This window comes from Agarivorans sp. JK6, assembly GCF_045277145.1.
Taxonomy (GTDB): domain Bacteria; phylum Pseudomonadota; class Gammaproteobacteria; order Enterobacterales; family Celerinatantimonadaceae; genus Agarivorans; species Agarivorans albus.
Window position 1 is genome coordinate 3,080,666 of the sequence record NZ_CP113525.1, and the last position, 25,506, is coordinate 3,106,171.

The window sequence follows — 25,506 nt, forward strand, 5'->3', positions numbered from 1 at the left end:
GTGAACACCAAGAGAAAAAACTACCTCACCATCCCCTTTTAGTTTATTTTGCTAAGAATTAACATATCGCCTTATTTTAGTGCAATATTTGATATTCATTTAGCTCAAACAACATTCGATATATTTACCATTGATTGTGCATATTGTTGAGCGCCGAATGCAACAGCTCATCATCATGACTATCCACAACCGTATTATCATCAACAAGTTGGCTATGATTATTGTCTTGGGCATCATCAAGTTGATGATGTTGGTCCTCACCTTCAGCCAATGGATTGTCAAACGGATCCGACGATTGTAATGCTAAATCATCTGCATCAGCTAAAGGGTTGTCTACGTTAAATTCAGGTAGTAGATCTGTTTGGTCGCCATCAGAAGACTCCAATGGCGTGTTATCTCTGGTCATTCCCAACATTTGAAAGTAGTGGTCTACCGGAGCAATAGGATCATTGAGAACTCCAGTGCTTGCCAAGTTGGATAAATCGGCATCAACATTTGAACTAAAGGTCAGCGTATCTGTTTCAGTGTCACTTTGTGGAGCATCTGATTGCCCTATTCCGGCGAGTACAGGTGCCGCCAGTACATCAACTCCAATAGTTTGACTAACCGAAGCCTGTTCACTGCCATCATGACTAATTGCTGAAACATTTAAATCAAAATGGCCATGAAAGTCAGCTTCAGGAATAACTTTGAGGTTAGTTAATTCGCTTTGTTGTAGTGTCCATATGCCGTTATTTTCAGTCCCCGCAGATAGCGAAGCCCCTGGTGGAACGCCTGTGATTTCAACTGTGAGCGTTTCATTTGTATCTGGACTGGATACGTTAATATTAAGTGCTAAATCAGAATTTTCATTCCCCGAAATCGCCATAGTATCGAGTGGCGAAGCTAAATCACCGACATGCTTAGTAAATATCATGGTAGGAGTATCGGCATCAGGCGACACATGAATCGCCATAGTGTTATCTATCGCTACATGACCATCGGTCACCGTATAATTTAAGCGTAATTCCCCATTATAATTTACCCCTGGATTAATAACCCAATGGTCACCTTGTTGGGTGATAGTACCACCACCGACTATTGATAAATGGCTTACATCAAGCACATCTTTAGCGTCTGTATCGTGAACGTTAGCAAGTAAATCAGCTTTACTCAGAGTGAGCAGATGATCTTCAACAACCGTATTAGCAAGGGCATGACCAACAACAGGTACATCATTGGTACCGATGATCACTAACTTCATGGCTTGGTCTACGCTGTGACCAAGAGAGTCGGTAGCGGTCACCATTATTGTTTCTTCAAGTCGCTCACCCTGAGCCAAGGCCTGCACACGAGCCGAATCGTTGTGGGCCTGATATTGCCAACTGCCATCGCTACTTAAGGTTAGGTCACCGTATTGCGGACGTGTTCCGGCTTGCAATGCCCAGGTGACACCGCTGGCGACTTTGACATCACCAACTAATAAATCGAGTAAACCGTGCGAGCGTGTGACTTTATCTTCGGTAACCACAGACTCGGACGCGCCGAAAATTTGCGGCCCGGTTTTACCGTCACCAATGTGTACTGTTAAGTGTTCTTCTCGGCTCTCACCGCTGCCATCGGTAACTTTGAGGGTGACCGTTTCGGTATGGATTTTACCTGCAGCCACTTCTTGATCAAGCTTGTCACGCTCTGGACCACTGTGGCTAAATGTAAAGTCCCAGCGACCGTCGGCATCAATATTAAAGTAACCAATGCCCTGCACATCAATTTTATTGCGGTTGCCTGGAGTGAAATCCAGTTGATGGTGACCGCCTTGATTATCTATGTACTCGACGTTGAGGTTATCAGCGTTATCAATGTCATCAATATTGATATAGCCGTAAGAGTGGGTGTTGGTCATTGAGCCCGTCGTAATTGAACGGGATATCTCAAAAGTGCCTGTTAGTAGAGGCGCGTCGTTGGTGCCATGAATACCAATATTGACCACGGCATGCTTGGTGTCGCCATGGTTATTGGTGTAACTGATGAAAAAGTTATCTGCATGGCTATCGGTTTGCCCCATTTGCTGAATCGCGGCAGTTTGATTGTCCAATGTGTAGTGATAGCTACCATCGGCGTTCATGTGTAAGGTGCCATAGTTGCCCTGCAGCACCCCGGTAGTGGTCACGGTTTCACTGGCACCAACAGCAAATAACGTTCCCGCTGCAGTCGTCTTACTGTCTTCCTCGACGGCTTGAGTTTGTATCAGCGTACTGAGATCAGCTGAAACCACCAGTTGCCTCTGTTCATGAGCGCTATCGCCAGTTGCTGTAGCGACAACCTCAGCATGAACTTGATAGGCGTTGTCGCCAATATTGGCAACTTGGTTGGCAGGAATGGTCAATTGCCAATGGTTATTGTTAACGCTGGCGCTATAGTGTGTACCAGCCACAATCACATCAACCGAATTGCCATCAGCCACATGGGTTGTGACACCTGTAATAGTTAAATCCTGCTGATGGTCATGATGATTTACCCAATCGTCATTGGAGATAGGGTCGATAGACAGCGTTGGTTTAGCAGTATCTATAGTGATTTTATGATGGGCTTGGGCATAGCTGCCATTAGCTTTTACTTCAAATACGGTCAGCGTATAGGTACCATCGGCGCGATCTGTTGCGCTGACATCCATTTTCCAATGACCATTTGCATCGACAATTGCTTTAGGACCGCTGAGAATCCCACTGCCCATGATAGTGCTACCGGGCTCGCCAGTTCCGTATAAGATTATGTGGCCGTCGCTAGTAACAAAGTCACTGTCACTGACACCGGTATCATATTCTAATCTGGTAATTGCCAGAGGCGGCGTGACATCAATTATTGCGTTGGCATCAATAGTGTTATGACCATCGCTGATTTTGAAACTAATGGCTAAATCGTTACCAACAAAGCCTGGGGTTGCAGTAAAGCTATAGCTGCCGTCAGGATTGGTTACTACCGTTCCATGGGGAGAGAGCAGTGAACCTGCCACAATCGATAATCCCGCGGTGCTGGTATCAACATCGGTAACATTCGCAAGTAAATCAGTTGCTTGAAAGTCGTGTGTGTGGCCAGATTCAACCTTGCCTAAATCGGTGGTGACGGTGGTTGGCGCGGTGTCGCTACCAGTGAGGTCGACACTGATTTGATGTTGGGTGCCATCGGCAGTCTTAACTGTAACGATATCGGTGGCACTTTGGCCCAGTGACAGCGCTTGTGCGGCTTTGTTAGGCGTATATTGCCAATGACCACTGGTATCGATACTAAATTCCCCATGGCTGCTAGGCAGTACTTGAGCGATGAAGTGATCTTGGTTGGTATCGGGGTCGGTCACCGTAAGTTGACCCGAAACGGCATGGGTTTCGTCGGTAGTTAGCTTGCTATCGCCTGTGATGCTGGCATTCCCTACTTGAACTGTAAGGTGCGCAGGTAGTGTTTCTTGCCCATCGGTCACGTCGACTTCGATTTTCAATTCACCGCGATAGTTGGATTGAGGGGTAACGGTCCAAGTGCCATCACCATTATCGTGAATCGTGCCGTGATTCCCAGCAATGGATACGTGGGATACCGATAAGGTGTCACCATCAATATCAGTGGCTTGGTTTAAAATATCATCTTGATTGATGGTAAAGCTTTGATTGACGTTAACTGTTGCGTGAAATTGGTCGTGGTCTATTTGATCGTACTTATGTAGCAGATCATTCAAGTTACTTGCTGCAGCAAGTGCTTTAATTTGTGCAGGAGAAATGACCTGATCAAACACCGCAAAATTATCAAAAGCACCATGCAGGTTACCATCTTGTGACCAGTGGCTCTTGCCAATGAAATTTTGACTTCTAGCGGTAGCGGGAAGCTCTGCGCCGCTATCGGTTTCCCCTAATAGCTGGCCATTATTATACAGTGCCATATGACCATCATGACTAATGGTCGCGGTCAGTTTCATCCATTGGCCCGGGGTGACCCCATGAGGCACCATTAGGTCATGCTTTTGACCCGCAGCGTCGATGAATTCGAGCTGTAGTGTATCGGTGGTGCCACTATGGGTGAGCAAAATGTTGTCTTTGGCTTGGCCATTACCAAAATCAAACACTCTGGAATAACTGTCAGCTATTGAGTCAAATTTTACCGTGGCGGATACCGTAATACCTTGGCCATATTGTAAATCCGGGACTTCGATTTTGGCACCGCTATCACCATGAAATTGCACTGCTGAATCTGGCGTGCCATCAGCACCTGTGGTGGCAGTGATGGTGCCACTTAGCACGGCATGATTATTTCGGCCTGATAGATCGGTGCCTTGATTACCCGAAAATTCGTAAGCCGCCGAGATGGGCAGTGATGCAAATTGCCCACCTGCTAAGAAAGTTGGCGCATCGTTATCTGCTGAAATGTGGATTGCGCCAGTGTACTCTTTCGAGTCTAGGCTGCCATCGCTTACTGAGTACTTAAACGCAGACTCGCCATTAAAATCTGTTACTGGCGTAAAGACCAATTTATCAATGTTATCAGCATCAATTTGCTGGCCAGCAACCACTGCTCGACCATCTAATAATAAACTACCGTGTGCAGGGTTGGGCAGGTGAGTGATGGTAATGTGCTGCAATGTATCGCCCGTATCAACATCAGCAAAACTGAATTCATTTTTACTGAAAGTATGGCTATGGTCTTCAATATCCCTAACACTTAGATGAACTGAGGTCGGTGCATCATTTCTTGCTGCAATATCAATTTCAGCCGTTGCTACCGATGAGTTGTCATGGCCATCATTAACTGAGTACTTAAAGTTAACTCTACCGTTAACGTCTTGTTCAGGGGTAAATATCAGGTTAGCAATATCCGTTTGGCTAATGACTTGGTTAACCGTTACGGCAGCACCATTTAGATGCAGCACACCTAAACTGGCAGCGGGTAATTCCGTAATGGTGATACTGCTTAAGCTGCCGCCATCGCTGTCAGTAAAACCAAAGTCAACATCAGTAAAGTGATAACTAACATCTTCAATAGCATGGATGACTTGTGTCGCAATCGTTGGTGCTTCATTGCTACCTTGTACGTCAAAGTGCATGGTGTGAGTTGTTTGACCACCTTCATTATCGGTAACGACTACATTAAATGTTTCGGTAACGTGTTGCCCTTCGGTTAAGGCTTGAGTAGCAGCTAAAGCATTATCAAGTTCGTATTGCCAGCCGCCATTGGCTGCAATTGTAAAGTGTCCATATGTACCCAACACATCGGTTTGTTCGGTAATGCTATGGGTGTCTCCAGTATCTGGATCGCTGATACTTAGCATGCCTGAAGTGCGAACGTGGTCGTGTCCGCCGTCTTCAATAACGGTTTTAGGTGCTGCGAGTTCAGTAACGATTGGGTTATCGTCACGGCCATCAATGTTGATGGTGATTTGGTGTTGGGTGCCATCAATACTAGAAACGGTATAGGTTTCGTGTACCTGATCATCTTTGGTTAACGCATTAGCGGTGGCATTTGGAGTAAAGGTCCACTGGCCAGCTGAATTAATAGCTAAGTGTCCATAGGTGCCATCTAGAGCAGCAACATTAAAGTGCATTTGCGCGGTATCTGTATCTTGCACACTTAGCACGCCAGAGATGCTGGTATCTTCATCAGTATTGGCAAGATCATCACCACCAATTTGGGCATTGGGAACTGGTTTGGTTGGATCCAGAACTAATGCCTGAAAATGGCTGTCTATCGCTTGAGTATTGTCTGGTCCTTGGGTGGTGACAATGAGTCCTATATTCATATTGTGACTATCGCCACCAGGCAATTGTGCAGTTAAATCGGCTAACGACCAATCTTTAACATCGACTTTATCTGTCATTCCATTAATAGTGTGACTATGCCCATGTCCATCACTGATAACAGTACCTTTTAGTAATCCAGTAATCTCTGTTTTGACAATTTTGTCGTCAGTATCGGTAGGGGGAGTGATGACCGGATTTAAGCGAATGAGCGCATCAGGATTTGGTGGGACCAAGGTGCTGTCGACTTGCACGACTTCTGATATCACTCCAGTAGCTGTTGTTGTGATTTGATGATGGCCAGTAAGATCGCTCGCGACCCCATTTGCCATCCTAATATCAATAACCAAGCCATTATTTTTATCCACAACGCTATTTAACGGGGCTTGTGATAATAAGCTGGCATCAACCGGATGATTAGTGACCATTGCAGCACTGAATATTTGCCCATGGAATGCATCTTTGGGCTGAAAACCATGATTTTGATGGTGGCCATCCTCATGGACTAAGTTGCCATCTTGATCCTGCGCTAGCGACAGCATCCCCTTACCTGGCATCGTATCACCTTGATGGACATTATCTTGGGTGAATTTTACTTTACCATCTTGCAATACTTGTAAGATGCCAGAGTGGGAGTCCCACAATAGTGTGTAACGGTGGGTTAAATTGTCAGCAGTAGTGTCAATACCTGTCGCATACTCAGTGCCACAAATCGATACGGTTAGATTTGATGGTTTCCAAGCGTAAAGTTCGTTGGTGGAATGGCTGTTCCCATAACTAATAAACGTTGCCCCATGTATACCTTGTGTAGCAACCTGATTGCCACCGATGACGTTGAACTCCACGGCAATATTGGAGATCGTGTCGCCTGTTTGTAGTTCGCCATTGTTCATTACCGAACCTTGACCACTACTATCAAACCTCATTACCTGTTGTTCAGTGGTAAAGCTTAGTGTTGCATGAGCACTATCGGTCACAGAGGCAATGTCTATGCTTGCATGCGCAGTGCTCTGGCTGGTGCCATCGGTAACTTGGTAAATAATATCGACATTGTCGCCATGAAAGTTGGCAGTAGGCGTAAACGTGTAGCCGTGAATTGCGTCGCCACTAAAGGTTCCGTGGGATGAAGTTGGGGTACCAACAATCTGTAGTGACCCGTCAGGGTCCGACAAATGTTCAAGTAGCTGCGCCTGTGTAATATGAATCGAATGGTCTTCATCTGTTGTGCCTAAATTGCGGGCACCACTGTCAGTTAATGGGTCATTCACTGCTGCGATATTGATGGATGCCTGAGCGGGAGCGGAATCGGCATGGCCATCATTCACGGTATAACTGAAATGAACATCACCATGAAAGTCCTTAGCTGGGACAAATTGAAGCTTACTGATATTTCCAACATCGATAATCTGATTTGCTGATACATCATGTCCATCAAGTACAAATTTGCCTTCTGCTGCGCTTGGCAAGTTAGTTAAGGTAATAGCCTGTAAGGTGTCGCCAGTATCTATGTCAGTAAAACCAAACTGGCTTGCTTGCATTTGGTAACTGACATCTTCAGTACCATTGGTTAGATGCACTTGGTTTACAGTGGGTGCATCATTAGTCCCCGTGACATTAATATGAAGATCGTAGGGTGTACCATCTTTACTATGTACGCGATATATAACAACTTCAGTTTGACCTTCAGCTAGGTATTGTAGCTTTGCGTTATCAACATGATAAGTCCAAGTACCAGCGCTATCGATACGTAACAAGCCATTATAAGGGTCATGAATTTTTGTTTCACCGAATTGGCTAAACTGGAATGAGTTTTCACCAGTGTCAGGGTCAACCACAGTAAGTGAGCCCGTTGCTAACTCCGTTACTGTTCCTCCATTACTGCTTCTATGAGACCCATCTTCAGTAATGCTCCCAGTGCTAACTTCAGTGATAATTGCGCTATCTTGAACTGCCGTTAATACTGTTGTCGCGCCGGTGTGGGTGGTACCTCCATGAGCATCTAAGACGTCATAGGTGAAATGTACTTGGCCGTTATAGTCTTTTTCCGGTGTGAATGAAAAGCTACCGTCTTGATTGTGTTTAATTGAGCCATGGTCTGCATGCAGATTCTCAATGGTCAGTAGTCCTGCGTCATTATTATCGACATCAATTGTATTGGATAGGAGTTGTGCTGCAGTGATGGTTTGGCGAGTATCTTCTGTGCCAGCATTGAGAGTCACCTCAGATGAACAGTAAGGGCGATCATTACTACCGTGAATGGTGATCACTATATCGTGAGCTGTACCATCTTTTGAATAGATAGTTACTGTGTCGGTGAGTGTTTCTCCTTTACCAAGTTGATCAATTGCTGTGCCTCTATTAGTCGCATGTCCACCTTTAATTCGGATGTTGCCAGCATCTGCATAATATGACCATGTTCCATCTTCTCGCAGCATTAAGTCACCGTATTTACCGGCATAATTAAATCCTAGGCCGCGAGAGTCAAAGGTTGCCTCACCTGCATCAAGATCGGTAATGGTCAGTGCACCACTGACATAAAGCGGACTGCGTCCAAGAAGGCTCATACCTGGTTGAGCTTGATCTGGTGACATATCAAGCCCTGCGGTGCCTTCGGTGACATCACCAGTATCAACGCCACCAATAATCGCTTTATCATCACTGCCATTAATTGTAACTGTAATGGATTTTTCTGTGCCATCTACGGTGCGGACGATGATGGTATCTGTGAGCGTATCTTTGCTGGTGAGCGCCTGAATATTAGGGCTATTATTATCAACAACGTATTGCCAATGGCCGTCATTATTTATTGAAAATTGACCGTAAGCAGCGTGATTAACATCCACAATAAATTGGGATTCACCGTGATCGATATCAGTGGCGACTAGCTGGCCTTGTGCGACTAGATTTCCTCGGTGGCTATGAATGTCTTCTTGAAGCACTGCAGAGGTATCGCCGGTGATCTTAGCGATGTCATTGCTGCCATGTATATTGACTTCAATTTTGTGGCTGGTGCCATCAATTGAGTGGACCACAAATACTTCTTTAAGCGCTTCTGTTTGAGACAGTTGCTGTATCTGAGGTTGATTGTTGTTAGCAATGTACTGCCATTGACCATTATTACTGATAACAAGTTGACCGAATTGCCCTTGTTGTAGTCCTGAAGGGAATAAATCTTGGCCATTATCTATATCGGTAATGGTCAATTGACCTTTGGTTATCAGTAGGCCTGAACTCAGTTTGTCTTCAACGACAACACCCGCATCTACCCCATTTATATTGGCTAAGTCATTGGTTCCAAGTATTTGTATTTGAATACCATGTGGAGTGCCATCGTGACCTTTAATAAAGAACAAGTCATCAACGGTTTCGCCACTTTTAAGACTTTGAACTGCTACACCTTGATTATTGAGCGCATAATGCCATAGCCCTTTGTCGTCGATGTGTAATTCGCCATATTTGCCTTGTAGCGTTTCAGGCTTGAAATGCTCATCGCCAGTATTAGGGTCGAGAATGTTCAATTGTCCTGTCGCTGTTTGTTTAGTGCCGTCTTCTTTAAATAGCGCAACATCAGTACCTGTGATGATCGCTGGCGTGTTATCACCGACAATGGTGGTTGAGATAGTATGCTCGGTACCGTCTAAGGATTTTACGGTAAAGCTTTCGGTTAGCTGCTGCCCATGGGGTAACTTGATCACATTAGCATTGTAATGATCGACTGCATATTGCCATTCACCATTTGGCTTAATCGTTAAAAAGCTCCCATAAGCACCTGCTATTACTTGTGATTGAAAATGTGCTTCTCCTGTATCAACATCAGTGATGTTAAGTTGACCATTAGCGTACAAAATATTTGGTGCGCCAGAAGCATTTGAAATTACCCCAGTATTTGTGCCTGAAATAACTGCATTATCATTGGTACCATGAATATGAACACAGAGAGTTTGTTCGGTGCCATCAGCAGTTTTGATTATGACCGTATCGGTAATTTCATGCCCTGCATTAAGAGATTGTATTGCCGCTTGTTTGTTGTTTGAGGTGTATGTCCAAGCGCCAGAAGGGTCGATAGTAAAATGGCCATACTGACCAGTGAGAGTACCAGCGATAAATTGGGCTTCACTTAAGTCGGGATCTAAAACATTAAGCTGACCATCTGCTCTCAACTGTCCTTGGAAAAGGTTTTTATCTTCAGTGACATCTAATGTGGATGAACCTGAGATAACTGCTTTATCATCTTGACCTTTGATGATGACTTTTATTTGATGTTCGCTGCCATCGATAGATTTAACAACTATCGTATCAATTAACGACTCACCTGTTTTGAGTTGATTAATTGCAGGTTGATTATTATCAGCGGTATAAGTCCAATGACCATTATTATTTATGGTTAATTCGCCAAATAAACCTTGTGAAGCATTGGCCTGAAACTGGTTATCTCCAATATCAGCATCTTTTACTGCCAACATACCGTCTGCATGTAAAAAGCCAGCGTGTAGGTTTTTATCTTCAACAAGTGAAACGCTTGATACACCACTGATGAGGGCTTTATCTTCGGTTCCATTAATATTTATCTTAAGAACTTTCTCTGTGCCATCAATCGCATGCACATATAATGTTTCAGTTAGCGTGTTCCCAGCTTTTAAGCCTTGAATGGCGGCGCTGTTATTATTAGCAGTATAGACCCAATGGCCAAGCTGATTAATCGATAAGTAGCCGTAATTACCTTGATAGCTATCGGCAACAAATTGGTTTTGGCCGTTATCGATATCAGTAATGGTTAACGCACCATCAACCCTTAATAATCCTGAGTGAACGTCTTTATCTTCAGTGAGTGTTGCAGTTGAAGTGCCTGCAATCACTGCTTTATCTTCACTACCGTTAATGGTGACGGTGACTTTTTGTGATGTACCGTCAATCGAGTGAACCAATACAGTATCCGTAACCGAGTCACCCGTTTTCAGGCCTTGAATGTTGGCTTGTGAGTTATCGGCGATATAGGTCCAATGGCCGAGATTATTGATAGTCAGTGTACCGAATTGGCCTTGCAGGCTCTCGGCATTGAACTGGGCTTGGCCGTTGTCAGCATCGGTGATGTTAAGTGCGCCATCAACACGCAGTTGACCACCATGCACGTCTTTATCTTCGGTGAGCGTAGCTGTACTGGTGCCTGCAATCACTGCTTTGTCATCAGTACCGTTAATCGCGACAGTGATTTTTTGTTCAGTGCCATCGACGCTGTGAACCAATAACGTATCCGTAACCGAATCACCCGTTTTTAGACCTTGAATCGTGGCTTGTGAGTTATCCGCTGTGTAGGTCCAATGGCCGAGATTATTGATAGTCAGCGTACCGAACTGCCCTTGCAAAGCCGTTGCTTGGAACTGGGCTTCGCCATTGTCTGCGTCAGTAATTGTTAACGCGCCATCAACGCGAAGCTGTCCGCTATGAAGGTCTTTGTCTTCGGTTAATGTGGCGGTTGCAGTACCTCCTATCACAGCTTTGTCGTCAGAGCCGTTAATGGTCACCGTGATCTTTTGCTCAGTGCCATCAACTGAATGCACCAACAATGTATCGGTGAGTGACTCGCCACTGTTAAGGCCTTGAATGGCAGTCTGAGAATTGTCAGCTGTGTATGTCCAATGGCCAAGTTCGTCAATAGATAAGCTACCAAACTGCCCTTGTAGCACATTGGCTTGGAACTGGTTTTGACCGCTATCCAGATCCGTAACTGTTAATACACCATCTGCGCGCAGTTGCCCTTGATGAACATCTTTATCTTCGCTGAGTAAGCCACTATACCCTCCGCCAATGATCGCCTGTTCATTAGTGCCAAGAACTTGAATAGTTAAGTCTTGCTTAACTACTTCACCAGCACTGTCGGTTACACTAACAACAAAGTGCTCAACCCCCTTTTGCCCTTCGATTAACGCAAGGGTTGCAGGTTGCTTATTATCAAGCTGATATTGCCACTGCCCATTATCAGGGTTAATAGTTAATCGGCCATATTGACCTTGAGAGTGGCTAACTGCCCATTGTAGTTGCTCATTGTGGTCTGGATCTTTAGCGAATAACTGACCATCAACTTCAGAAAGTGCAGCCATCTCAGTAACGTTGGCATGGTGCAAACCAGAGATTTGGGGTTTATCATTACTACCCTCCACCTCTATTGAAACCACCATTTTGATTTGATGCTGCAGATTGTCTTTAACTAAAACAACAAATTGCTCACTATGGTGCTCTCCTTCAGCCAAAGCATTGGTCGTAGCTAGTACATTATCCAACTGATAACGCCACTGGCCAGTATGAGAGTCTACAACCAGCTGGCCATAAACCCCACTTCCTGACTCAACTGACCAGCTTACTTGGTTAGCGTCAACACCAGCAACATGCAACTGACCGCTCACCTCGCTCACTTTATCTTCTTTTACTGATCCGCTTTGTTGCTGAGCCCCTTCAGCATGAATAACAGGTACTTGCTGCTGGTCAGTTTGAGAGTGATTAACTTTAGTAAGCTGTTGTACTGTCACACTGGGCTTATAATTATTACCCTCAACATTTGCCAACTGGTTGCTCGTTAAACCCTTAACCCCAACATGATTAAGAAATGAATGTGCAGCAAACCAATGAGAGTTGGCACTGCTACCCCCTCCTTTACCCACTCTTGCTGTCGCTTTGCTGCCATCAATTAAGGGAGCTTCCACCAAGGCAGCGCCAGCAACGGCTTTTGAAGTGTCATCGGATTCGGAGGATTTAGCATTAGCAGATTCCCCACCTTTACCGGTTTTCGAAATTGTCTCTAACGGATTTGTGGCTTCTGACAATAACCCCTCATCTGGTAAAGCCTGCTGCTCACTTAGCAGTTGCTGATGAGATTTATCAGCAACCAAATCTTGATTGCTTAAACCTACGGTTTTTCCATCCCGGAGTTCTTTAGCTTTAAGTCGCGCAACATCTTCATCAATACGCTTGGCTTTTTTTAGCTCCTTACCTTTGTTGTTGCTGTTACTACCTAGAGAGAGTTTGCCTTTGGCATTTGAGGCTGATTTATCTTGCTGCTTAGTCATAACAAACCTCTCTTAACGTTCGCCAAAGGCTGTGGTTATGTTGGTAAATACTGGCTTCCATAAGTATTGAAATACCGTTTTATCCCCCGTCACAATATCCACCTCACCAGTCATCCCAGGAATAAGGCCAAAGCGCTCAGGGTCATCGTTAAAATAGGGTTTATCTATGCTTATTTTAACTTTGTAAAAAACGCCCCCTTTCTCATCGGTATCTGTAGAAGGAGAAATCCTTTGCACAATCCCATCTAATGCCCCATATCGGCTGTAATCAAAGGCGTCTATTTTCACCCTTGCAGGTTGTCCTTCGGTAACAAAACCAATATCACGTGGAGATAGTTTGGCTTCGATTAGCGCTTCCTTGGTAGTGGGAACAATTACTGCGACAGTTCCGCCTGGTGCAATTACGCTGCCTGAGGAGGTAGTCGGAATAGATTGCACAATCCCATCGACCGGCGCCAAAACAGTAGTTTGAGAAACTTGTGAACCGGAAGACTTTAAACGCGCCTCAACCCCTAACAATTCGGCTTGAGCCTCAGCCCGTTTTTCGCCTACTTGATTGAACAAAGCCGCATTTTTCTGATCTAGTTGCTTACTTAGGTTAGTTAGACTTTTACTTAAAACTTGTTCTTTACCCTCTAAAGATTTTAGCTCTCTTATGTAAGAGTCGAGCTTTTGTTGAGCTTCTAGTACCTGTAATTTAGAAACCACCTGAATGCCACCTGGTGATTTCATCATGTTGATGGTTTTACGAGAAGCCGCTATTTGATCACTTAATGCTGGCACTTCATTCTCTACTGCTGCTAATTCTGCCTTAGCTTTAGCTATCTCCGATTCTGTTAATGCTGAGGTTGCAGCTAACTCAGCATTCATCCTTTTAAGCGCTGAAACATGCTGCGCCACCAATTTAGGATACTCTGCTTCAAATGCCGAAAAGTTAGCTTGGCGCTGCTCAACAAAGGCGTTATAACGCTCAATACGTAATTCTAAGTTGGCTTGTTTGCTGGCTAATTCTTCCTCTAAAGACTGGCTATCAATGGCCACAAAATTTGCAAGTACATCGCCCTGCTTAACCACGTCACCTTCCTCTACACTCACAGAGGCTAAAGTTCCACCTAGCTGGCTTTGAATAACTTGTCGGTGACCCAGTGGCACTACCTGCCCTTTGGCTTTAGCAATTTCTTCCACAGTGGTAAAAATTGACCACAACAGCATTCCCAATACTGACAACGCAATAAACCACGCAATACGCCTAATCAGCGTTCTCTCCGCGGGGGCTTCAATGGCATCAGTAAATTCATGTTCTGGCCAAATACGATTAGACAATTGACGCTGTTCCATATTTACTGCTCCGTATCACTGTTGGTTTGAGGCTGCTGTGAAGGAATAGGTCCAACATAAGCGGCTGTACCTTTGTCTAAAATTATTACCTTGTCGGCTAGTTGAATTAGCTCTTGATCATGGCTGGTGAAGATAATTGTGGCTTTGCCTCGCAAGCTTTCTAAGGTGCGAATAAATTGGCGTTTAGCATCTGGGTTTCGGTTTGCTAAAGGCTCGTCTAACAGCAAGTACTGAGCCCCTTTTAGTAGTGCTCTTGCTAAAGAAATGTAGCCACCTTCTACCGCCGATAGCATGGCACTGTCATCACCTGCAATTGGCGCATCTAACTGTTCATTTAACGCGCTAAATAACGCTTGCCCACCAGCAGCCAACAACGCATCAATTAATTGTTCATCACTGGCATCAGGATTTGCTACTCGTAGGTTTTCAGCCAAAGTGCCCGGAAATAAATCTGGCTCTGCCGGGCAATAAGCCGCCCATGAGCGCAATAGCTCCGGATCGTACTGGCGAATGTTTTTGTTGTTTATTGCTACATAACCGGCTTGAGGTTCAATTACCCCTAAAGCTGATAGCAACAATGAGGTTTTACCACAGCCATTAGGGCCAATGACTGCTACTATTTCTCCAGCGTCTATTTCAGCATTAACGGCCGATAATGCCGGCTCCATTTCGGCTCCATAACGCAAGGTTAAATGTTGAAAAGACACACTAGGTGCGCAGCTCATATCGGGTACATCCAAACGCAGTTCGCTATTTTCGGTTTTCACCTGCATAAATCGGTCAAACTGCTCAGCGGCCCCCTTTAGCAAGGTGAACTTTTGGGTGGAGCTAAACGCTAGTTGCGCTGGGCCGGTAATTCGCCAAATCAGCATGACACAGGCAATCAACGCCCCAGCAGATATTGACTGGTTAAGCACCAAGAAAATGCCACAGAAAACAGTGACCAAGGCAGTGGATAGACTTAAAGCATGAGCAACGGCAGCCATTAGCCCATTGCGCGCCGCATAACGAAAGTTCTGCCGGCTATTCTCACGGCATAAACGGGCAAACTTAGTGGTCCAAGCATCGACTTGCCCGGCCGCTTTTAATTGGGTGAGATTTTTAGCCAACTCGTTAAGCGCATTTTGATACTCACCAGATACCGTAGGAGAAGCGCTTTGAATGTAGCTGCGCATTAGTCGCATAAGTAGGTAAAACACCAGTAACATCAGCAGTGGAACCAGCACCAACCAACCACTCAACAAAGTAATGGTCGCTAAGGCGATGAAGGTAAAAGGTAAATCGATTAAGCCACCTGCAGCAGGACCAGATAACACAGTGCGAACTTTTTCTGCATTACGCATACGCGCCACATGATTGGCAATGCCCACTCGCGATAACACCATTAACGGCATGTTCAGCAAACGGTGAAAGGTAAGTTCAGACAAATCTCTCGCCATGCGATTACTCGCTGAGGACATCACTCTTGCTCTAATCAAGCGAGATGCAACTAAAATGCTTAAGGCCAATGCCGCACCTAAAGCAATACTGGGCAATACCTCAGGTGTTTGACCGCCAATTACACGGTCATAAACTGCCATTGTAAATAGCGGCACGGCTAATCCCGTCAAGCTAGACAATAAACTGAGCCAAAATACCGGCCGATACCATTTACTTCGCTTGCTCACTTGCTCGGCAAAAGCTTTCGCAGAAGATCCCTGCTGAGGCAAGCGCTCAATCATAATTAGATGCGCGTCTTCACCGATAGTTGCGGGGTCACAGGCTTGCCACTGCTGCTCAAACTGTTCCAGTTGCTCACCATGGCGACGCAACAACTTAGGAGCATGATGATCAGATATCAGTACAAAAGGATGAGCCGCTTGAGAAACTAAGGAAGGCAAGTGACGATGCACCGAATAGGCAATATGGTGTTTTTTAAGCAGCCCCACAAAACCCATAACATCTAGCGAATCTATGCGCTGGTCTTGTTCTATATTGGTTGCTTGAGAGTACAAACCAAGTTGCTGCAACAAACTAATTAAGGTGGGTTTTAAATCAGGATTTTGCTGCTCCATGTTAAGCCCCCCTCTGTTGTTTTAACAGCTTGACTAAGCCATCTTCTGCAATTTGCAGTTGTATGTCGCAATGGGCTTTTACTTCGTCAAAATGCGAAGCGATCATCACCGTCATGTCATCGCCTTGCTTACTTAGCAAGGCCAGTAAACGCTGCTGAGCATCAGCATCTAGAGACAACATAGGCTCGTCTAGCAGCAATATCGACGGTTGCTGCGCTAACGCGCGCACCAAAGCGATAAGTTTAATCGCTCCTTTGTTAAGCATTTGATTACCGCTGTCTCCCACGCGGGTTTGATAACCGGCTGGTAACAAGGAAATGGCAGCACTCAAACCCAACTCTTCTGCTAACACCATGGCATTAGCTTCTAATTCAGGCCGAAACAAGGTCATGTTTTCCATCAAACTGCCGGCAAACAAGGTAGGCCACGGCGCTAAATACACCACGGATTGGCGATACTCATTTGCGTCATGCTGGCCAAGTTCAACACCAGCAATATTAATGCTGCCTTGTTGCAACTGATGAAAGCCAGCCAGCGTACTTAATACTAAACTGGCGTGGCTAAGAGGATTAGATTGCACTACCACCATGCTGCCAACGGGCAAGCTAAAACTCGCGTTTTCAATACAGGCCACCGAAGTTTTAGCACTTAGATGGCTGTATTCAATGGGCCCTGCTGGTAACTTTTGCTGATAGCAATGTTCGGCGCTAAAGCGTTCTCCCTCTAAACTTGTCAACTGCCTTACTTGTTGCATCGCAGACTTAGCGGTAACCATTCGAGAGCGCAGACTAATAATGGCGCTTAAAGGAGCAACCGCTCGACCCGCTAATATAGAACAAGCCGCTAAGCCACCAGTGGTTAACTGTCCATCTAACACCATTAAACACCCCAACAATACCAATACTAAGGTAGTTCCCTGAGAGGCGCCTTGAATAAACTCTTGCAGCTTGGCTGATAACCAATCAACCCGCTGTTGTTGTTGCAAACGCTTATAGTTAATTTTTCGGTAATTTGCGGCAATGCCACTTTCTAGAGCTAAGGCTTTAGTGGTGGTTAGCCCAGACAATACGTTAATCAACAATCGTGAACGTTCAGCCTCGCTAAGCGCTAAATCTTTAGTGGCTTGGGCTAACTGCTTGCCAAGCAACAATACAAGTAAGCTAATTAACCCCCATACGGCAATCGGAATAAAAACTAAGGGCCCACCAATGTAAGCCACTAAAGCTAAGAAAATAACAACAAATGGGAAATCAATCAGGGCTAAGGCCGCTTGACCAGAATATAGGTCTCGCATACCTGCTATTGAACTTAAGCCATTAAATACCCCGCCCCTGCCAAGTTTCGCGATAGGTTCAAAACTGCTGGCGAGTAGCGCTTTCACCGCATCAATAGTGGTATGCAACTCAAAGTTAGCGGCTGCAGAAGCCAATAACCAACTACGTATATATCGCAACACTAGCTCTAGTAAAATAGCCACCGCTACACCGAGCATAAGAACCGTAGCCGTGCCGTAGCCTTGGTTGGGTAATATGCGGTCGTAAATCTGCAACATGGCAAAAGGCAAAGCGAGCGAGAGTAAGTTTATAAATGTAGATGAGAGCAATACATCGATTGCTGACCGGTTTCGAAACAATAAGCTTAACGCATACCTCATTTAGCTGGCTTCCTTTCTCAATAAACACTGCGATGAGTTATTGATAAGCCTAGCAAATAATCGAAGTTTTTCTTTTTTGGTGAGTTTTTATTTAAGCCTGCGAATAAGCCTCAACATATTCATTAACAAAATTGACACAAATACAAAACTAATTCACTATCGGTTAGCGTTAATCTAGCTCATGATTTCAGCATTGCTGTATATGTTGTCATTTAAATCTATTTATTACTTTTTAAACAAACAGATATGAATGAATCAGCCAACTTAGCTCAAGTGCTGGCATTACCCAGCCACTCTCACCACCATAGCCATCAGTATTTTCAGGTGGTGATTGGCTTGCAAGGACAAACCGAGTTTGACATTCAAGGTCAAGCTAATTTGGTGGGGCCAGGTCAAGGTTGCTTAGTGCCCGCCTCTGCGGATCATGCCTTTACCGGGGTAGGCAGAAATCAAATCTTGGTTATTAATCTGGCCGATACTCAACATGCTAGTTTGCAGACCAAAATCGAGCAGTTGTTCGAACATCAATCATACTTCAAGCTAGCCAACCAATCGCAAGTTCTCGTCAATGCACTTTGTCAGGAAATGCTAACTAAGCCGCAAGACACCATGCTAGCCGAGGCCTGTGCCAATACCCTGTTGTGTGTATTGCAAAATCACTTGGCTCAAAGCAAACAACATCAAGCTAAGGTCACCCGCCTGCAAATGGAGCATATCGACCGCTACATTCAACAACACTTGCAGCAAAAAATCACCGTGGCGCAACTTGCTGGTTGTGTGTTTTTAGCCGAAAGCCAATTTCATTTATTGTTTCGCCAGCAAACCGGATTAACCCCACATCAATATTTGCTACGCAAACGCTTTAACGCGGCTAAACAGCTTTTAGCTACACCGCAATTAAGCATTGAGCAAATATCGCATCGTTGTGGTTTTGCTAGCCAAAGTAGCTTTACCAGTGCATTTAGCACTTTTTATGGCATCACACCGGCTCGCTACCGTAAACAAGCCAGCTAAAGCTAAAACATCCACGTCGCCTTCGCTCGCCCCGCCTAGGCTGACTACACTATAAATAAGCAACGTGAATAACCTGAGCTCGGGATAATAAACCGATTTCTAAGGGCTATTTTTACTTATTTCGGTGTTGAAGCCACTTGCAATAGGCTAGCGATTTGCGCGCAGCTTCGCCTAGAACTAAGTAAAACTACCTCGCTAGAAACATAAAGCTAAATTAAGCACTGGGTAGGAGAGTTATTGTCACTCCCTTATCCCGAGTTCAGGTTAAATAGATTGTTAAACGCTTGCTTCGCTTTTTGTTCATCAACAGAGAATTTCGAAAAAAACGCGGAGTTTTTCGAAATACGCGACGCCCAAAGCGCTCTACAATCGGCCTCTAAATAACAAAGCCGTAACATCCTCTGTCCCCTCGCAGAGGATGGCAACACGAGGATCCAGCATGCACAACACTATGCAACTCGATGCTAAGGCCATGACCCAAGCTTCGTTTATTGAGCAGCCCTTAGCCAAGGTTTGGCAATGCATTTCGCCGCTTTATGCTGTAAACGAATCAAGCTGGTTAAGCCAACTTATCCCACTCGCTAAACCTAGCCCAAGTGAATTAACCCAAACTACGGTGTTGGCCACTCAACTTATCGAGCGAGTTCGCGCCGACAAAAATGCCGTGCAAATGATCGACGCTCTGCTGCTTGAATACAGCCTAGATACCCGCGAAGGTATTCTGCTTATGTGCTTGGCAGAAGCGCTAATGCGCATTCCCGATAGTGCCACCGCCGACGCGTTAATTCGTGACAAAATGAGCGTGGCAGATTGGAAGTCTCACCTTAAAAACTCGGACTCATTGTTTGTAAATGCTTCTACCTGGGGCTTAATGCTAACCGGTAAAGTAGTGAGTTTAGATACCCCGCAAGATGGCCAAGCCAGCAAGGTGCTCAACAAGCTAGTAAACAAATTCTCCGAGCCGGTAATCCGCCAAGCCATGCATCAAGCCATGAAAATAATGGGGCATCAGTTTGTACTAGGCCGCAATATTCAAGAAGCCTTAAACAATGGCGAGCCTTTGCAACAACAAGGCTTTGCTTATTCTTTTGATATGCTGGGCGAATCGGCCCTTACCCGCCAAGATGCTCAAAAGTATTTTAACGACTATCACCAAGCTATTAGCGTTGTGGCTAAGCAACGTTCAAGTACTAGTGAAGCTCATCCTGCGGCCTCGGTATCAATCAAGCTCTCGGCCTTGCATCCTCGCTACGAAGCAGCCAACCACGAAAAGGTACTGCAAGAGCTGTTTGATACGGTTTTAGCACTGCTAAAACATGCCCGAGCACAGGATGTTGCCATTACCATTGATGCCGAAGAAGCCGACCGCCTAGAAATATCCTTAAAGCTATTTGCCAAGCTCTACCAGCACCAAGCTGTTAAAGGCTGGGGCAAATTTGGTTTAGTGGTGCAGGCCTACTCAAAGCGGGCATTAGCAGTAATTGCTTGGTTAGCTACACTGGCCAAACAGCAAGGCGATGTCATTCCCATGCGTTTAGTAAAAGGCGCTTATTGGGATAGCGAGTTAAAGTTGTCTCAACAACATGGCCACCATGGTTACCCGGTATTTACGCGCAAAGAAGCCACCGACGTGAGCTATTTGGCCTGTGCGCGTTTATTGCTTAGCGAGCATATTCGCGGGCTTATTTACCCGCAGTTTGCCAGCCATAACGCGCAAACTATTGCAGCGGTGTCGGCGATGGCGACTCACCAAGACTTTGAGTTTCAGCGCTTACACGGCATGGGCGATACGCTATATAGCCATGCCAAACAACTGCTAAATAGCGAAGTACGTATTTATGCCCCGGTGGGCAGCCATAAAGATTTGCTGCCTTATTTAGTGCGGCGTTTATTAGAAAATGGCGCTAATAGCTCGTTTGTTCATCGTTTAGTAGATGCCCGTTGTCCGGTCACCGATTTAACCGTGCATCCAGTAGATTTATTGCAATCACGCAGCTGCTTACATAACCCGAAAATAGCCCTGCCTCCACAATTGTTTGGTGAGCAAAGGCAAAACTCCCAAGGCATCGCCACCGACATAGAAAGCGAATGGCAGCCCTTTGAGCAACAAGTCAGCCAGTTTTTAGGCAATCACCAATGGCAAGCCAGCTCAATTATTGAAGGGCAAACTCAAAGTGGCGAACACCATCTTATAACAGCGCCTTACCAACGAACTCAACAGGTTGGAGAAGTAAAGTGGGCCAATGCAGAACAAGCCTTGCAGGCAATTAATGTAGCAGAACAAGGCTGCCAACTATGGCAACAAACACCAGTAAGCCAACGTGCCAACTACTTGCTGCACTTAGCTGATAAGCTAGAACAAAACATGCCAGAGTTAGTGGCCTTGTGCCATCGCGAAGCGGGCAAAACAGTATTAGATAGCATTGACGAAATTCGCGAAGCAGTAGATTTTTTACGCTACTACCCACAGCAAGCCATTCAACACTTTAGCTCGCCTATGCAGCAACGCTCGTTTCGGGGCGAAGCACAGCAAGTCAGTTACCAAGGGCGCGGCGTATTTGTGTGTATTAGCCCGTGGAATTTCCCCTTAGCCATTTTTATCGGCCAAGTATCTGCCGCCTTGGTTGCCGGCAATTGTGTCATCGCCAAACCTGCCGAACAAACCAGCCTTATTGCTGCTCGCTGTATCGAGTTACTACTAGAAACAGGAATACCTAAGCAGGTTATCCAACTCATACTGGGCAATGGCGCGTTGCTAGGGCAAACCTTATGCAGCGATAAACGAATCGCAGGTGTTGCCTTCACCGGCTCAACGCCAACTGCGCAAGCCATTAACAAACAGCTGGCTAAACGCGATGCCTTGCCAGTGCCGTTTATCGCCGAAACCGGTGGCCAAAACGCCATGATAGTAGACAGCACCGCCCTGCCCGAGCAAGTAGTAAGAGATGTACTACGCTCAGCTTTTGCCTCGGCAGGCCAGCGCTGCTCGGCGCTGCGGGTATTATTTATTCAAGAGGATATTGCCGAACGCGTCTATTCGCTGATTGCAGGTGCTATGCAAGAGCTGGCCATTGGTAATCCAGAAAAATTAAGCACCGATGTAGGCCCGGTGATTGACCCACAAGCTCAAACAAAACTGCAGGCTCATATTAGCTGGTTAGAAAAGAACGCTCAGCTCATTTACCAAGTAGCGCTTCCAGAAGATTGCAGCAAAGGCAGCTTTGTTGCGCCGTGCGCTTATCAAATCGAAGACATTGCTCAATTAACACAAGAACACTTTGGCCCTATTTTGCATGTGATTAAATATCAATCAAATCAACTTGATAGGGTGATCGATCAAATAAATCAAAGTGGATTTGGTTTAACCTTGGGCGTGCATAGTCGTAATGAAAGTACCTATCGGCATATCGAGCAGCGTGCTCGAGTGGGTAATTGCTACGTAAATCGAGATCAAGTAGGTGCCGTTGTAGGGGTACAGCCTTTTGGTGGTCAGGGTCTTTCTGGCACGGGTCCTAAAGCGGGTGGCCCGCACTATTTGTACCGTTTTGCTAAGGCGAACATAAGCAACACCCTTGCCCAGCAGGAGCACTAATATGACCACGACTAACAAAGTATTAAAACAAAGTCTTGCAATGCAAGATGCTTGGCAGCAGCAAACAGTGGCTCAACGTAGCGAGTTACTACTCGCTTGGGCCCAACTGCTTGGCCAACGAGACCAAAGCTACCACGAATGTACAGCAATGATCCGTTTTCAATGCCAACAAGCCCTAGCGCTTATTGCTAACGAGCATGAGCTACAAGGGCCTACAGGCGAAAGCAACCAGCTATATACCGCTGGACGTGGCTGTTTTTTGTTGGTGGCCGATGAAACAGCCAACAACGAAGCGCTAGTAGGTTTAATGGCCGCAGTGTTAGTGGCTGGCAATACTGTTATTTGTTGTGCTGCAAATAGCCCTATAGACGAAGTACTGAGCGACCTACTGCGCGCAGGCTGCCCAGATAGAGTGGCACAGCCCTTGGCTTATAGCTTGGGGCCGGAGATTGCACAAAACAGCTTGTTTGCGGGCATTGCATTAGCAGGCACCAAGCAAAATTGCATCCACTACAACCAGTTGGCAGCAGAGCGAGATGGCCAACTTGCGCAGTTCGTCTATGAAACCGATATGCGTAACCTTAGCCAACTCAGTGAGCCAACACTTTGTTTGCGCTTTATAACCGAGCGCACACGAACCATAAACATTACCGCCGTTGGTGGTAACGCCAGCTTGCTTGAGCTAGGCAGCGGCGAATAAACCTAAAGGCCTGGTTAGCCATTAGCAGCGACAACCCAAATAAACCAACATGCTGAACTCAGCAATAAAAGGAAAAAGGAATGATTGAAAATAGCTTTGCTATCAGTGCTACATTTATAGCCTATCTAATCGTTATGCTATCAATTGGCATTTACGCCTATAAACGCACCGCCAACTCGGAAGATTACTTCTTAGGTGGTCGCTCACTAGGCCCATGGCCAGCGGCATTATCGGCTGGTGCATCAGATATGAGTGGTTGGTTACTGCTTGGTTTACCTGGCTATGCTTACGCAGCCGGTATCGAGGCCATTTGGCTAGCCGGCGGCTTACTCGTTGGTACCTGGTTAAACTGGCTTATTTGCGCCAAACGCCTGCGCACTTACTCCATTGTGATGGATAACGCCTTAACCATTCCTGAGTTTTTTGCGCGCCGTTTTGAAGATAAATCTAAATTACTGCAATCAATCTCTGCCTTCTTTATCTTGCTATTTTTCTTGTTCTACACCAGCTCTGGCTTAGTGGCGGGCGGCAAACTGTTTGAAACAGTATTTGGTTTAGACTACACCACAGCAGTGATTGTCGGCACCATTTGTGTGGTGTCTTACACCTTATTTGGTGGCTTTTTAGCTGTATCTTGGACCGACTTAGTGCAAGGTTTATTAATGGCCGCCGCCTTAATGATCGTGCCGATTGCCGCAATGGAAGGCTCTTTTGGAGACTTAAGCCAAGCCCTCACCCTTAAAAACCCAGAACTACTAAACCTTTGGACCGACGTAAAAGGCGAGCCTTTATCGGCCATTGCCATTATCTCGCTAGTGGCTTGGGGTTTAGGTTACTTTGGTCAGCCACATATTTTGGCGCGTTTTCAGGCCACTCGAAGCAACAAAGACATCGGCACCGCCCGTCGCATCGCAGTAAGCTGGACAGCTCTTTCTATGGCTGGCGCACTACTCATTGGTGTAGTGGGCATTTTGTATGTAGATTCTCACCTAGGTGGCGATATTAAAGATGGCGAAACCATCTTCATGCTGTTGGTAAATGCTATTTTCCACCCAGTAATTGCCGGCATACTATTAGCAGCTATTTTGGCTGCAATTATGAGTACTGCCGACTCACAATTATTAGTATCCTCGTCTGCCTTAGCCGAAGACTTCTACAAACAAGTTTTTCGCCCTCAAGCCAGCCAACAAGAGATTGTTAAGGTTGGCCGTATCGCCGTAGTCGCATTGTCGATAGTGGCTTTAATTCTGGCCATGAACCCAGAAAGCTCGGTACTAGGTTTGGTGTCTTACGCATGGGCAGGATTTGGCGCAGCCTTTGGCCCTGCACTACTACTTAGCTTGTTCTGGAAAGACATGAACCGCAACGGCGCACTAGCCGGCGTAGTGTTAGGCGGCGTAACCGTAGTAGTGTGGAAGCAATTAAGTGGCGGCTTGTTCGACATTTATGAAATTGTTCCCGGCTTCCTGTTCGCCAGCATTGCCATTATTACAGTGAGCAAAGCCACAGGTGGCGCAACACCAGCAATTCATAGCATTCACGCTAAATACGAAAAACAGCTGGTAGAATTAGACTAAGCCGTTAACCACAAGGCAGCTAAAAACAGCTAAACAAAAAGCCGTTTACCCAAGGGTAAACGGCTTTTTTATTTAGCGACTTAAAGCCTGCTTACAACACAAATAACACTTCGCCTCTCTCACTAGACAGGTAAAACAGAACCGCAAATACTGCCACCGCAGCCCCCACTATCCTTGCACTAGTGCCTTCTAACAAGGCAGATTTAGAAGAAACGAATTCCGTTCGAGAGCCAGATTGCCCATTAGTAAGACCAAACTCGAACCGAATTTTCCCCGTATAGATAGCGTGTACTCCCATTTGGAATAACACTCCACAGATGATCAAATCTATAGTCACTTCCATGTACTAACCTTTTTATACAACTACGACCGAAAGTACTAACAAGCCAGTGTTCGTATTTGTCTACAAGTAGGAACAGTGCATAACGAAACTTTTGCTTGAAATTATCTCTTCACGCTTTAGTTAGCCGATTCAGCTGCCTTTTAAGAGTGAAGATATTATAACCACCCCAAATCATGATTAATCCACCAATAACCAACAGGGAGATTACCACTGTCGCATCATTAAGAAGAGGGTGAAAAGCATTTCCCCCTGCCCCAAATTTTCCATATAGACCTAAGCCAAACATAATCGGACCAGGTGATTCTATCCAAGTCACTCTAGTGACCTTCTTTTCGAGTTCTGCTATTTTTTCGCTGTTATTCATTTTCCTTCCTTGGAGTTAAGGTTTTACTTTTGACACCATCAGCTGGTGTGATT

At 45.6% G+C, this 25,506-nt stretch carries 10 protein-coding genes; 4 read left to right on the forward strand and 6 right to left on the reverse strand.

The features are described from left to right. Positions 1–124: 124 nt before the first annotated feature. Genes OV592_RS14325 through OV592_RS14340 form a run of 4 tightly spaced genes read right to left on the reverse strand, consistent with a single transcriptional unit; the run spans position 125 to position 17,863 of the window. The gene (locus tag OV592_RS14325; RefSeq protein ID WP_406609050.1) at positions 125–12,817 is read right to left on the reverse strand and encodes a VCBS domain-containing protein; all 12,693 of its coding nucleotides are present in this window, start codon (positions 12,815–12,817) and stop codon (positions 125–127) included. 12 nt (positions 12,818–12,829) lie between these two features. Next, on the reverse strand, positions 12,830–14,155 hold the full coding sequence (locus OV592_RS14330) for an HlyD family type I secretion periplasmic adaptor subunit (RefSeq protein WP_152779394.1): 1,326 nt from the start codon (positions 14,153–14,155) through the stop codon (positions 12,830–12,832). Positions 14,156–14,157: 2 nt separating this feature from the next. After that, entirely contained in the window at positions 14,158–16,209 is a 2,052-nt protein-coding gene (locus OV592_RS14335) for a peptidase domain-containing ABC transporter (protein ID WP_406609051.1), read from the reverse strand. 1 nt (position 16,210) lies between these two features. Further along, entirely contained in the window at positions 16,211–17,863 is a 1,653-nt protein-coding gene (locus OV592_RS14340) for an ABC transporter transmembrane domain-containing protein (protein ID WP_406609052.1), read from the reverse strand. A gap of 246 nt (positions 17,864–18,109) precedes the next feature. On the opposite strand from OV592_RS14340, the gene OV592_RS14345 reads away from it, so the two are divergent. The 4 genes from OV592_RS14345 (at position 18,110) to putP (ending at position 24,746) form a co-directional block, all read left to right on the forward strand. Next, positions 18,110–18,877 carry a helix-turn-helix domain-containing protein gene (locus tag OV592_RS14345; RefSeq protein WP_406609053.1) on the forward strand — a complete coding sequence of 256 codons (768 nt, stop codon included), beginning with the start codon at positions 18,110–18,112 and terminating at the stop codon, positions 18,875–18,877. Positions 18,878–19,316: 439 nt separating this feature from the next. Further along, a complete protein-coding gene (gene putA, locus OV592_RS14350; RefSeq protein ID WP_406609054.1) occupies positions 19,317–22,469 on the forward strand; it encodes a bifunctional proline dehydrogenase/L-glutamate gamma-semialdehyde dehydrogenase PutA in 3,153 nt (1,050 codons plus the stop codon). A 1-nt stretch (position 22,470) separates the two neighbouring features. After that, positions 22,471–23,169: a hypothetical protein gene (locus OV592_RS14355; RefSeq protein ID WP_406609055.1), complete on the forward strand. Its 699-nt coding sequence runs from the start codon at positions 22,471–22,473 to the stop codon at positions 23,167–23,169. 80 nt (positions 23,170–23,249) lie between these two features. Further along, a complete protein-coding gene (gene putP, locus OV592_RS14360) occupies positions 23,250–24,746 on the forward strand; it encodes a sodium/proline symporter PutP (protein ID WP_406609056.1) in 1,497 nt (498 codons plus the stop codon). Between the two features lie 91 nt (positions 24,747–24,837). Here putP and OV592_RS14365 read toward each other — a convergent pair whose 3' ends face one another. Both OV592_RS14365 and OV592_RS14370 read right to left on the reverse strand, forming a co-directional pair. Then, on the reverse strand, positions 24,838–25,089 hold the full coding sequence (locus tag OV592_RS14365) for a hypothetical protein (RefSeq protein WP_406609057.1): 252 nt from the start codon (positions 25,087–25,089) through the stop codon (positions 24,838–24,840). Positions 25,090–25,198: 109 nt separating this feature from the next. Further along, positions 25,199–25,453, reverse strand: coding sequence for a hypothetical protein (locus OV592_RS14370; RefSeq protein ID WP_406609058.1), 255 nt, complete (start codon positions 25,451–25,453; stop codon positions 25,199–25,201). Between the last annotated feature and the right edge of the window lie 53 nt (positions 25,454–25,506).